Origin of the sequence: Cellulomonas sp. ACRRI, from assembly GCF_022346185.1 — a bacterium.
Lineage (GTDB): Bacteria > Actinomycetota > Actinomycetes > Actinomycetales > Cellulomonadaceae > Cellulomonas.
In genome coordinates this window covers 1-11,175 of the sequence record NZ_JAKRMS010000139.1, presented here as the reverse complement: position 1 = coordinate 11,175, position 11,175 = coordinate 1, and the positions used below count along the sequence as shown (strand labels likewise).

General features: G+C 77.3%; 15 protein-coding genes and 1 pseudogene. 8 read left to right on the top strand and 8 right to left on the bottom strand.

Going from position 1 to position 11,175, the window contains the following annotated elements:
• The 3 genes from MHY85_RS18185 to MHY85_RS18175 all read right to left on the bottom strand — a co-directional run.
• On the bottom strand, positions 1 to 229 hold a 229-nt coding region (locus tag MHY85_RS18185), incomplete at its 3' end, for a hypothetical protein (protein ID WP_239199104.1).
• Positions 226 to 846, bottom strand: a complete 621-nt coding sequence (locus MHY85_RS18180; protein WP_239199102.1) for an RNA polymerase sigma factor — start codon at positions 844 to 846, stop codon at positions 226 to 228. The genes MHY85_RS18185 and MHY85_RS18180, both read right to left, overlap by 4 nt.
• A 19-nt stretch (positions 847 to 865) precedes the next feature.
• Positions 866 to 1,276, bottom strand: a complete 411-nt coding sequence (locus MHY85_RS18175; RefSeq protein ID WP_239199100.1) for a peptidase inhibitor family I36 protein — start codon at positions 1,274 to 1,276, stop codon at positions 866 to 868.
• A 61-nt stretch (positions 1,277 to 1,337) separates the two neighbouring features.
• Here MHY85_RS18175 and MHY85_RS18170 point away from each other — a divergent pair, with 61 nt between their 5' ends.
• Positions 1,338 to 1,838, top strand: a complete 501-nt coding sequence (locus MHY85_RS18170; RefSeq protein WP_374234029.1) for an NUDIX domain-containing protein — start codon at positions 1,338 to 1,340, stop codon at positions 1,836 to 1,838.
• Between the two features lie 19 nt (positions 1,839 to 1,857).
• Here the strand turns inward: MHY85_RS18170 and MHY85_RS18165 are convergent, their stop codons facing one another.
• Positions 1,858 to 3,333: a HAMP domain-containing sensor histidine kinase gene (locus MHY85_RS18165; protein ID WP_239199098.1), complete on the bottom strand. Its 1,476-nt coding sequence runs from the start codon at positions 3,331 to 3,333 to the stop codon at positions 1,858 to 1,860.
• Positions 3,330 to 3,983, bottom strand: a complete 654-nt coding sequence (locus tag MHY85_RS18160; RefSeq protein WP_239199095.1) for a response regulator transcription factor — start codon at positions 3,981 to 3,983, stop codon at positions 3,330 to 3,332. Before MHY85_RS18160 ends, MHY85_RS18165 begins: the two co-directional genes overlap by 4 nt.
• A gap of 94 nt (positions 3,984 to 4,077) precedes the next feature.
• Between MHY85_RS18160 and MHY85_RS18155 the strand changes: the two genes are divergently transcribed.
• The 3 genes from MHY85_RS18155 to MHY85_RS18145 are packed head-to-tail and all read left to right on the top strand — an operon-like array spanning position 4,078 to position 7,176.
• On the top strand, positions 4,078 to 5,316 hold the full coding sequence (locus tag MHY85_RS18155; protein ID WP_239199091.1) for a hypothetical protein: 1,239 nt from the start codon (positions 4,078 to 4,080) through the stop codon (positions 5,314 to 5,316).
• Positions 5,313 to 6,299 (top strand): ABC transporter ATP-binding protein, encoded by a 987-nt coding sequence (locus tag MHY85_RS18150; protein ID WP_239199088.1) that lies wholly within the window; start codon positions 5,313 to 5,315, stop codon positions 6,297 to 6,299. Before MHY85_RS18155 ends, MHY85_RS18150 begins: the two co-directional genes overlap by 4 nt.
• Positions 6,286 to 7,176: an ABC transporter permease gene (locus MHY85_RS18145; protein ID WP_239199085.1), complete on the top strand. Its 891-nt coding sequence runs from the start codon at positions 6,286 to 6,288 to the stop codon at positions 7,174 to 7,176. Before MHY85_RS18150 ends, MHY85_RS18145 begins: the two co-directional genes overlap by 14 nt.
• Positions 7,177 to 7,192: 16 nt before the next feature.
• On the opposite strand, the gene MHY85_RS18140 is transcribed toward MHY85_RS18145, so the two are convergent.
• Both MHY85_RS18140 and MHY85_RS22065 read right to left on the bottom strand, forming a co-directional pair.
• Positions 7,193 to 7,579 (bottom strand): DUF1304 domain-containing protein, encoded by a 387-nt coding sequence (locus MHY85_RS18140; protein ID WP_239199082.1) that lies wholly within the window; start codon positions 7,577 to 7,579, stop codon positions 7,193 to 7,195.
• Between the two features lie 156 nt (positions 7,580 to 7,735).
• Positions 7,736 to 7,879 (bottom strand): annotated as a pseudogene (locus MHY85_RS22065) (FtsX-like permease family protein); the annotation flags it as partial.
• 123 nt (positions 7,880 to 8,002) lie between these two features.
• Here MHY85_RS22065 and MHY85_RS18135 point away from each other — a divergent pair.
• The 4 genes from MHY85_RS18135 to MHY85_RS18120 all read left to right on the top strand — a co-directional run bounded on the left by MHY85_RS18135 (position 8,003) and on the right by MHY85_RS18120 (position 10,203).
• Positions 8,003 to 8,353, top strand: a complete 351-nt coding sequence (locus MHY85_RS18135) for a metalloregulator ArsR/SmtB family transcription factor (RefSeq protein WP_239199079.1) — start codon at positions 8,003 to 8,005, stop codon at positions 8,351 to 8,353.
• Positions 8,350 to 8,838, top strand: coding sequence for an SRPBCC domain-containing protein (locus MHY85_RS18130; RefSeq protein ID WP_239199076.1), 489 nt, complete (start codon positions 8,350 to 8,352; stop codon positions 8,836 to 8,838). Before MHY85_RS18135 ends, MHY85_RS18130 begins: the two co-directional genes overlap by 4 nt.
• A 152-nt stretch (positions 8,839 to 8,990) precedes the next feature.
• A complete protein-coding gene (locus tag MHY85_RS18125) occupies positions 8,991 to 9,746 on the top strand; it encodes a YoaK family protein (protein ID WP_239199073.1) in 756 nt (251 codons plus the stop codon).
• A gap of 76 nt (positions 9,747 to 9,822) precedes the next feature.
• Complete coding sequence (locus MHY85_RS18120) at positions 9,823 to 10,203, top strand: VOC family protein (protein WP_239199070.1); 381 nt, start codon at positions 9,823 to 9,825, stop codon at positions 10,201 to 10,203.
• A gap of 70 nt (positions 10,204 to 10,273) precedes the next feature.
• Here MHY85_RS18120 and MHY85_RS21665 read toward each other — a convergent pair whose 3' ends face one another.
• Positions 10,274 to 11,014 carry a PadR family transcriptional regulator gene (locus MHY85_RS21665; RefSeq protein WP_304518999.1) on the bottom strand — a complete coding sequence of 247 codons (741 nt, stop codon included), beginning with the start codon at positions 11,012 to 11,014 and terminating at the stop codon, positions 10,274 to 10,276.
• Positions 11,015 to 11,175 lie beyond the last annotated feature (161 nt).

The following is an 11,175-nucleotide window of genomic DNA, read 5'->3' as shown; positions in this document are numbered from 1 at the left end:
CGGGTGCCGGGTCGGCGGGGGGGACGACGGCCGGGCGGGCTCCGCGCCCGGCCCCGCCCGACCCGGCCGGGTCCGTCGCCAGGATCCGGGCCAGGAGGTCCTCGTCCTCCGGGTGCGCCGCCGGGGCCGCGGCTGCGGCGCCGTGCGCGGCGAGCAGGGCGCGCAGGGCGTCCGCCTCGGCGAGGGCGTCGCGGAGCGCGGCGTCGCGGTCGCGGTCGTCGTCGGTCATCGGTCCCTCCCCCCGGGTCCTGACGTGTGCGTCGTGCCGTCGTGCGTGGTGCCGTCCGGCGGCGCGCCGTCCGGTACCGACCCGTCCAGCGCCGCGGCGAGCCGGGCGCGTGCCCGGGACAGCCGCGACGTCAGCGCGGTGAGCGAGCAGCCGAGCACCTCGGCGGCCTCGCTCGGCGTGAGCCCTGCCCAGACGGTCAGGGACATCGCCTCGCCCTCGGCCGGGGGCAGCTGCGCGAGCAGCCACCGGGCCAGGTCGTCGCCGGCGAGCCGCTCGGCCGGGTCCGCGACCGGCGCCCGCGCGGGCTCGGCGGCCGCGACGCCCACGACGGTGCGGAGCTGACGGCTGCGCTGCTCGAGCACGTGCTTGATCTTGTTGCGGGCGACGCCGAACACCCAGGGCCGGAGCTCGTCGCCGGCCGTGGGCGCGTCGGCCCAGCGGCGCCACAGCACCAGGAAGGTCTCGGCGACCACGTCCTCGGCGAGGTCGTCCGGCACCTGGCGGCGGGCGTAGCCGCGGACCTGGGGCGCGAGCAGGCGGTACGCAGCGGCGAACGCCTCGGCGTCGCCGTCCTGCGCGGGGGCGCGGTCCGCCCCCTCGTCGCCCCCTGCCCCCACGCCGTCCTCAGGTCGCTCGTCAGCATGTCGTCGCAGTCATCGTACGGACCGAGGCGCTGCCGACGGACACGGTGGGCGCCTGCGCGCCGGCGTTCCAGCAGGTGGCCGTGCCGGTGCCGCCGGCGCCGGAGTAGGTGCGGACGTCGACCGACATCCGGTTCCACACCGAGCCCGCGTTCGTCACCCCGGTGCTCTGCAGGCCGGTCGAGCCCGTCGACCAGAAGGCGCCGGAGTACCCGGTGCCGCTCCACAGGCAGAACTGCCCGGCGGCGCACTGGCTGCTGCTGTAGCCGACGACCTCCACCGGCCCCGGGCCGTCGTCGTCCGCGGCGCCGGCGGGCGGGGCGAGCGCGGACAGGGCGAGGACGACGGCGCCGACGAGAGCGGCCCGGACGCGGCGGACGGACGTGGTGTTCACATCAGGTGTCATCCCGCCATGCTCGGGGCCCGTCACGTTTCGTTGGTGTGAGTTGCCTCACACTGTCGTCGCCGTGGCAGAGTCGACCCCCGTGACCGACCGCTACGCCCCCGACGACCACCTGGGCCACCGCTCGCTGCTCGTCGCCGCCGCCTACGTCCTGCTGCTGCGCGGGGACGAGGTGCTGCTGCAGCTCCGCCGCGGCACCGGCTACATGGACGGCCGGTGGGCGACGCTCGCCGGGCACGTCGACCCCGGGGAGTCGGTGCACGAGGCGGCCGTCCGCGAGGCCGCCGAGGAGGCGGGCGTCCGGCTCGACCCGGCCGACCTCGAGCCCGTGACGACGCTGCACCGGTTCGAGCGCGGCGGCCCGCAGGTGGAGCAGCGGTGCGACTGGTTCTTCGTGGCGCGCCGGTGGTCGGGCGACCCCGCGGTCGCGGAGCCCGACAAGGCGGCCGAGATGCGCTGGTTCCCGCTCGGCGCGCTGCCGGACCTGGTCGTCCCGCACGAGCGGCTGGTCCTGGACGGGGTCCGCGACGGCGGCCTGCCAGCGGTCGTCTCGCTGCCTTCCTGAGCCGGCGGGTCCGCGCCGCCTACGCTCTCCGGCCTGCCCCGCCCGGGTCGTCGAGGGGCGCGCCGGACGCCGTGGGCGGCGCACCCTCCTCGGCGGGCCCCGCCCCGCCGCGCGCCACGGGCAGCCGCAGCTCGGCCCGCAGCCCCGGCGCGCCGTCCGCACGCTCGCCCAGCACGACGTCGCCCCCGTGCTCCCGCGCCACCTCGCGCGCGATGGCCAGACCGAGGCCGCTCCCGCCGCCCGGTCGCGCCCGTGCCGCGTCCAGCCGCACGAACCGCGCGAACGCCCGCTCCCGGTCGGCGGCGGGGATCCCGGGCCCGTCGTCGACCACGGCGACCAGGCCGTCCGCGACCTCGACCCGCACGGACCTCGCCGCGTGCCCGAGCGCGTTCTCCACGAGGTTGCGCACCACCCGCCCGAGCGCCGCCGCGTCCCCGCGCGCCCGGCCCACGCCGGCCACCTCGACGGCCACGCCCCCGCCAGCGGCCGGTCCCGCGCCCGCCACCGCGAGCGCCACCGCCTCCCGCGCCACGTCCCCCAGGTCGACCGCCGCGTCCGGCACCGGCCGGGACCCGAGCCGGGCGAGCAGGAGCAGGTCGTCCACCAGCGCCTGCATCCGCCGCACCTGCTCGCCGAGCCCGTCGACCAGCTCGCCCGCCTCGTAGGCGGCCGGGTGCGCGGCCGCCACCTCCAGCTGGGCCCGCAGCGCCGCCAGGGGCGTCCGCAGCTCGTGGGCGGCGTCGGCGACGAAGGCGCGCTGGCGGCCGGCCGCGTCCTCGAGCCGGTCGAGCATCTCGTTCAGCGTCCGGGCCAGGGCGCCCACCTCGTCGTCGGTGCCGGGGTCCGGGAGCGACCCGGGCCCGCCGGCGCGCGCCACCTGCGCCGCGGCGGCGCGGAGCCGCTCGACCGGCCGCAGCGCCCGCCCGAGCGCGACCCAGACGGCGCCCGCGAACAGCGCGGTCAGCACCGGCACGACGCCCGCCAGCGCCAGGCGCAGCGCCCGCACCAGCCCCTCGACCTCGGCGACCGGCACGGTCGCGACGACCACCGTCCCGCCCGGGGCACCGGCGGGGGCCACGACGGCCACCCGGGCCGCGGCGTCGTACGCGGACGCGTCGGTGCCCCCGACCACGCCGGACTCGCGCACCGCCCGCGCCCGCAGGTCCGCCAGCGCGTCTCCGCCGAGCACCGGCAGGGTCCGGCTCGCGGTGGGCGACGTGGCCACCACCCGGCCGTCGCCGTCGAGCACCTGGACGATCTCGCCCGGCTCGGACACCGGGAGCGCGTCGGGCACCTGGTCGCTGGCCACCAGCGCGGCCACCGTCTCCGCCCGCGCCCGCACCACGGCGTCGAGCGCGGCCACCCGCCCGCGGGACAGCACCGTGCTCAGCACCACGGCCCCGACGACCAGCGCCACGCACAGCAGCCCCGCGGTGAGCACCGTGAGCCGCGCGCGCAGCGACCACCGGGCGCGCCGCGGCGGCGGTGTGCTCACCCCGCGACCCGGTAGCCCGCGCCCCGCACCGTCGCGATCGCGTCCCGGCCGAGCTTGCGCCGCAGGTAGCCGACGTACACCTCGACCACGTTGCCGTCCTCGCCGGGACCGTCCCAGACGTGGTCCCGCAGCTCGACCTTGCCGACGACCCGGTCCGCGTGCCGCATGAGGTACTCGAGCAGCGCGAGCTCGCGAGCCGTCAGCTCGACCGGCGCGCCGGCGCGGGTCACCGTGCGCGCGGCCGGGTCGAGCACCAGGCCCCCGACGACCAGCACCGCGGGCCGCACCTGCGGCGGCCGGCGCAGCAGCGCGCGGATCCGGGCGACCAGCACGACGAACGAGAACGGCTTGGTCAGGTAGTCGTCCGCGCCGACGTCCAGGCCGTCCGCCACGTCGTGCTCGCCGTCCTTCGCGCTCAGCAGCAGCACCGGCGTGGTGACGCCCGCGGCGCGCAGGTCGGTGACGACGTCGTAGCCGTTGCGGCGGGGCAGCATGACGTCGAGCACGATCGCGTCGAAGTCGCGGTCGGTCGCCAGGCGCAGCCCCTCGGCGCCGTCGTACGCCACGTCGACCGCGAAGCCCTCGGCCGTCAGCCCGCGGCGCAGGGCGTCCACCAGCCCGCGCTCGTCGTCCACCACCAGCACCCGCACCCCCGCAGCATCGCACTGCGGGCGGCCCCGGGCGGCCCGCGCGCGGCCCGGGGTTCTCAGCGCCGCCTCAGCCCGGGTGGCGCACAGTGGACGCATGGCCGACACCGAGCGCCCCCGCCGCACCCTCTCCCCCCGCGCCCGCTGGGCCGTGCCCGGGGTCGTCGCCGTGGCGGTGGCCGCCGCGGTCGGCGTCCCGGCGCTCGCCTCGCCGGGCGACGCGGACCTCCCCCAGGTCAGCGCCCAGGACCTGCTGAGCAGGGTGGCCGCGGCCGAGCCGACGCCCGTGCAGGGCACCGTCGTCTACACCGCGCGCCTCGGCCTGCCCGAGCTGCCCGCGGAGATGACCGGCGCCGACCCGCTCAACCTGCTCGGCGGCTCGTCGACGCTGCGGCTGTGGTCCGACGGCGCCGAGCGGTCCCGCGTCTCGCTGCTCGGCGCGACCTCCGAGTACTCGGTCGTGCACGACGGCGCGCAGGCGTGGACCTACTCGTCGACCGACGACGCGGTCACGCACTACACGCTCGACCCCGCCGACGTGGCCCGGTACCAGGCGCTCGCCGACCGGGCCGCCGCGGCCCCGGGGGCCGACCTGCCGACGCCCGAGGCCGCCGCGGCGCAGGTGCTGGCGCTCGCCGAGCAGGACGCGGACGTCACGGTCGACAGCCCGACGACGGTCGCCGGGCGGGACGCCTACCAGCTCGTGGTCAGCCCCACGGACGACGGCACCCTGGTGTCGCGGGTCGTGGTCGCGGTCGACGCCGCCACCGCGCAGCCCCTGCGGGTGCAGGCCTGGTCGACCTCCGACGGGGCGGCCCCCTCGCTCGAGGTCGGGTTCACCGACGTGGCCTTCACCGCGCCGGACGACTCCGTGCTGGCGTTCTCCGCGCCGGCCGGCGCCACCACGGAGGAGGTCGTCGTGCCGCTGCCGGAGACGCCGGAGCTGCCGGACGGCGCCGGCCCGGCCGCCGCCCCCGCGCTGCCGGACGGCGTCGCGGTCGCCGGCTCCGGGTGGTCGACCGTCGTCACGCTGAGCGACGTCGACGTCGCGGGCCTGGTCGGCGGCGACGCCGCGTCGCTGGCCACCGTGCCCGGCGCGGAGCGGGTCCTGGGCTCCGAGGAGGCGCAGGACCTGGTGCAGCAGTTCGTGCCCAGCGACGGCGAGGGCAACCCCGGCCGCCCCTCGCTCGACACCACCGCCCTGTACGACCAGCTCACCACCGCGGTCCCCGAGGGCCGGCTGCTGAGCTCGACCCTGGTGTCGGTGCTGATCACGGACGACGGCCGGGTGCTGGTCGGGTCCGTGCCGGCGGACGCGCTGCGCGCCGCGGCATGACCGAGGCGCACCACGACGGCGACCTGGCCGTCCGGACCGCGGGCCTGACCAAGCGGTTCCGGTCCGGCCAGGTCGCCGTCGACGGCCTGGACCTGGCCGTGCCGCGCGGCGCGGTGTACGGCTTCCTCGGGCCGAACGGGTCCGGCAAGACGACCACCATCCGGATGCTGCTCGGCCTCGCGCACCCGACCGCCGGGCGCGCGTGGCTGCTCGGCGCCGCGATGCCCGAGGAGGCGGTGCGCGTGCTGCCCCGCGTCGGCGCGCTGGTCGAGGGCCCGGCCTTCCACCCGTACCTGACCGGCCGGGCGAACCTCGCCCGGCTCGACGCCGGCGACGCGACCGCCGACCCGCGCACCAGCCGTCGGCGCGCCGACGCGGCGCTCGACCGGGTGGGCCTCGGCGCGGCTGCGTCCAAGCCGTACCGGCAGTACTCCCTGGGCATGAAGCAGCGGCTGGGCCTCGCCGCGGCCCTGCTGCAGCCTCGCGACCTGCTGGTGCTGGACGAGCCGACCAACGGCCTCGACCCGCAGGGCACCCGCGAGGTGCGGCACCTGGTCCGCGAGCTCGCCGACGGCGGCGCGACCGTCCTCGTGTCGTCGCACCTGCTGGCCGAGATCGAGCAGGTGTGCACCCACGTCGGGATCATGAGCCGCGGGCGGCTGCTGCTGCAGGGCGACCGCGCGGCGCTCACCGACCGCGAGGGCGCTCGTCTCGCCGTCACGACGCGGTCCGGGCAGGCCGACGCGGCGGCCGAGGTGCTCCGCGGGCTGGGGCTCGCGGAGGTGGCGCGCGACGGCCGGGCGCTCCCGGGCGGCGCGGGCACGGCGCGGCTCACCGCCGCGCTCGGTCCGACCCCGCCGGAGAAGGTCTCGGCGGCGCTGGTGCACGCCGGCGTCGACCTGGTCGGCCTGGAGGTCGGCCGGCCGAGCCTGGAGCAGGTGTTCGTCGAGCTGACCGGGGAGGGCTTCGATGTCGCGCGCTGAGGTGCTGGACGGCCCCGGCGGCCCCACCGCTGCGGCGCCGGTCGCCGCGCCCGCCCCCGTCGCGTTCGCCCGGCTGCTCCGGTCCGAGCTGCGCCTCGTGCTCGGTCGCCGGCGGAACCTCGTGCTGCTCGCCGGGCTCGCCCTCGTGCCGGTGGTGATCGGGACGGTGCTGCTGGTCACCCGGGACAGCGCGCTGTCCGGCCAGGGCCCGGCGTTCCTGGCGCAGGTGACCGGCAACGGCCTGTTCCTGGTCGTCGCCGCGCTGTTCCTGTGCCTGCCGTTCTTGCTGCCGCTGTGCATCGGCATCGCGTCCGGCGACGCGGTCGCCGGTGAGGCGTCGGCCGGCACCCTGCGCTACCTGCTCGTCGTGCCCGTCCCCCGGGGCCGGCTGCTCGCGGTCAAGGCGCTCGCCGCGCTGACCTTCGCCGCGGCGGCGGTGCTCGCGGTCGCCGTGACCGGGCTGCTCGTCGGGGCGGCGTTCTTCGGCGTGCACGACGTGGTGCTGCTGTCCGGGAGCACCGTGCCCGTCGGCGAGGGCGTCCTGCGGGTCGCCGGGATCGTCGCCTACGTCGGGCTGTCGCTGACCGGGCTGGTCGCCGTCGGGCTGTTCTTCTCGACGCTCACCGAGGTGCCGGTCGGGGCGATGGCCGCGACCGTCGTCGTGTCCGTGGTGTCGACGGTCCTCGACTCGCTGCCTCAGCTGTCCGCGATCCACCCCGGGCTGCTCACCCACCACTGGTTCGACTTCGCCGAGTTCCTGCGGGTGCAGGTCGACTGGGGCGTGGTCGGGTCCGGGCTCGCGGTGCAGGCGGCGTGGGTGGCGGTGTTCGGGGCGCTCGCGTGGGCGCGGTTCACCACGGCGGACGTGACGTCCTAGGCCGGTCGGGCCCGGCTCAGGCGAGCAGGCCGACCAGCGTCGCGACCACCGCGAGCAGCGGGAACGTCCCCTGCGTCACGGCCGCCCGCGCCTTGTCCGGCGAGGAGAGCACCAGCACCAGCGCCGCGGCGAGCATCGACCCGGTCCCCGCGAGCACCAGCGCGGCCCCGACCGCGGTCGCCCCGGTCGCCGTGGCGATGACGCCGGCCACCGCGACCACGGCGAGGAACAGGTTGTAGAAGCCCTGGTTGAACGCGAGCTCGCGGGTGGCCTCGGCCTGCTCGGGCGTCGTGCCGAACACGGCCCGGGTCCGCGGCGACGTCCAGGACACGGACTCGAGCGTGAAGATGTAGACGTGCACCAGGGCCGCGAGGGCCGCGAGGACGAGTCCGGTGGCGATCATGGGGGCCAGTGTGCCCTGGCAGCGGCCGTGCCGGGTCGTGTGCGGGTCCAAGGGTGCGCCCGCCCGAGCGGGCGCACCTGCGTCAGCTGCGGAGCGCGTCGCTCGGCTGGATCCGTCGGGCACGGACGGACGCCGCGACATCGTGATCACCAGGAGCGCGAAGACTCCCGTCGCCGCCTCGACGACGCCCCCCATCGCCCCGACGAGCGCGGCCTCGCTCATGACGAGACCGCTGATCTGGTGGGCCTGGGCACCGATGGCGCGCCGCATGCCGAACTCCCGGGAGCGCCCGGATGGCATCGAGCACTCGTCGAGCCCGGGATGTGGCGGTCCGTCCCGACCTGGGCAGTTGGCCCGCGACGGAGCGGGCGCCCGCAGGGCAAGGGTTGTGATCTGCGCCACAGCCGGGTAACGTACAACCACATGGTTGTACGTCAGCTGGACCCCGCCGAGGTGGACCGGGTGTTCGCCGCGCTGGCCGACGCCACCCGCCGTGACATCGTCACGCGGGTGCTGCGCCGGGAGGCGTCGGTGACCGCCCTCGCTCGCTCCTACGACATGAGCTTCGCCGCCGTGCAGAAGCACGTGGCGGTGCTGGAACGTGCGCACCTCGTGACCAAGCAGCGGCACGGCCGCGAGCAGGTCGTCCATGCCGACGTCGCGACCATCCGGGCGGCCGCGCGGCTGCTCGACCGGTACGAGGAGATCTGGCGCGGCCGCATCGACCGCATGGCGGAGATCCTCGACGACACGCGAGAAGGGGACGCCTCATGACCGTCGTCGACACCATCAAGGACACCGACGCGCTGACGCTCACCGTGGTGACCGAGCTCGCCGCCCCGCCCGAGCGGGTCTGGCGGCTGTGGTCCGAGGGCGAGCAGCTCTCCCGGTGGTGGGGACCCCCGGAGTGGCCGGCGACCTTCCCCGCCCACGACCTCACGCCCGGCGCCGAGTCGCGGTACTGGATGACCGGCCCGGACGGGACGCGAGCGCACGGCTGGTGGCGCGTCCTCGCGGTCGACCCGCCGCGCTCGATCGAGATCCAGGACGGGTTCTCGGACGCCGACGGCAACCCCGACGACGCGCTGCCGGCCGCCGTGATGCGCACCGAGCTCACGCCGGTCGACGGCGGGACGCGCATGACCATCACCACGCGGTTCCCGGACGCCGAGGCGATGGCCCAGGTGATCGCGATGGGCATGGAGGAGGGCATGCGCGAGGCGGTCGGGCAGATCCCGGCGCTGCTCGCGGAGGACTGAGCGAGCGGGGTCGGTCACGGTCCGGGCCCGGCGGCGTCACCGCGTCGCCGGGCCTTCGGTCCCACAGGTCATGGGACGACTAGGCGGACACTGGAGGACGTGAACGCCCGGCCGGGACCGCCCCGCACCACCCGACACGCACGGCGCGAGCGGTGAGGGTCCGCACCCGCCCCGAGCACCCCGCGACCGGCGCGGCGCTCGCCGTCGTCGGCGGGTTCCTCGACGCCTACACCTTCGTCGCTCACGGGGGCGTGTTCGCCAACGCCCAGACCGGCAACGTGGTGTTCGTCGCGATCGACGCCGCGCGGGGCCAGTGGGCGCAGGCCGCCGGGTACCTGCCGATCATCGGCGCCTTCGTGCTGGGCCTGGTCGCCGCCGAGTGGCTCGCCGCGCACCGCCGGCTGCCCGGGTCGGACGATCCCACGCGGATCGTGCTGCTCGCCGAGATCGCCACGCTCGTCGCCGTCGCCGTCCTGCCGGCGTCCGTGCCCACGCTCGCGACCACCACGGCCGTCGCGTTCGTCGCCGCCCTCCAGGTCACGACGTTCCGGCTCGTCCGGGACACCACCTACAGCACGACGATGACGACCGGGAACCTGCGCACCCTCGTGACCGCGGCCTACGAGTGGCTGAGCGGCTACGACCGCACGCAGCGGGTGGTCGCGCTCCGGCTGTCGGTGATCGTCCTGGCCTTCGCCGCGGGCGCGGGGATCGGCGCGGTCGCGAGCGGCCCCGACGCGCTCGGCACCCGCGCGGCGCTCGTCGCCGCCGCGGTGCTGGCGGTGGTGCTCGCCGCGATCGAGACGCACACCCGGCGGACGGCGACGGGGGCCGGGCTGGTGCCCGACCGGGCGACGCCGACGGCGCGCGACGCCGTGCCCGCGGGCGCCGGGGCGGACGGCGACTGAGCTCTCCATGGCCCGGGACCCTGGTGGATGCGCTCCCGTGGCGCTACCGTCCGTCGGGACATCGAGGAGGACGCCCGTGCACCGCAGCCGGATCTCGACCCTGCTCATCGACGCACCGCACGCCGAGGCCGCCGCGGCGGCCCGGTTCTGGTCCGCCGCCACCGGCGTGGCCTCGTGGTCGGTGCCCGACGAGGAGCAGTTCACGCACCTCGAGGACCCGATCCCCGGGCTCGTGGCGGCCGTGCAGTCGATCGGCGGGCCCGCCCGCTACCACCTCGACATGGAGACGGACGACATCGCCGCCGAGACCGCTCGCCTGCTCGACCTCGGGGCGGTGGAGGTCGGCGGCTGGCTCGACTGCCGGACGCTGCGCGTGCCGGGCGGCCACCTGCTCTGCGTGATCCCCGTGCACAGCGACCCGACGGACTTCGCCGAGCAGGCGCACGTCTGGCCCTGACGGCCACCCCGCCGCGCGGCGCGGTGCCGCGCGGGTGCGGTGCCGCACGCCCGGTCCCGGCGCCCGGCCGTCAGGCCGCCGGGCCCTCCGGGTCGGCCGGGGCGCCGGCGTCCGACCGGGCTGCCGGGTCGTCTCCCGCGAGCACCCGGTACACCGAGCGGCGCGCCTCGGCGAGGATCTCGCCCGCGCGCACCCGCTGCGCCTCCGTGCCGCCGCGCCCGACGGCCCGGACGGCCTCGAGCAGCGGGCCCACCTCCGCCCGCAGGTCCACGCCCTGCTCGGCGTCGCCGGTCGCGAACGGGTCGGGCCAGGAGGCGGAGTCGCGCTCGACCAGCGCCCGGCCCTCCTCGGTGAGGGTGGCGAGCTTGCGGCCCGCGGACGCGGTCAGCGTCACGACGCCCTCGTCCTCCAGGAGGTTCAGCGTCGGGTAGACGGCACCGGGGCTCGGGCGCCACCGGCCGTCGCTGCGCTCGGCGATGGCCTCCATCAGCTGGTAGCCGTGCATCGGCTGCTCGGCGAGCAGCAGCAGGATGGCGTTGCGGACGTCCCCGCGGGGCCTCCGGCCGCGCCGCCCTCCGAACCCGCCGGGGCCGAACCCGCCCGGCCCGCCGGGCCCGAACCCGCCGGGCCCGCCCGGGCCGAAGCCGCCGCCGGGTCCGAACCCCGCTCCCGGGCCGAAGCCGCGCGGCCCGCGGCCGCCGAACCCGCGCCCGTGCCCGTGGTGCCCCTCGTGCGACCCCTGCGGGCCGCGACCGGACCGCTCCGCGCGGCCCTCGCTCTCGAACTCATCGTGCGTGTCGTTGTATCGCATGACGCTAACGATATATCGCTACTGGCTCTCTGTGAACCCCTCCCACCCCGCGCCCCCGCCGACTCTGCGGGACCGGACTGTCGGGTCGCCTTCGTGCGCAGTCCGGAGATGGAGACTCGGCGAGCCGCCGGCGAAGGTGCGCGCGAGGGCGGGGACGGCGA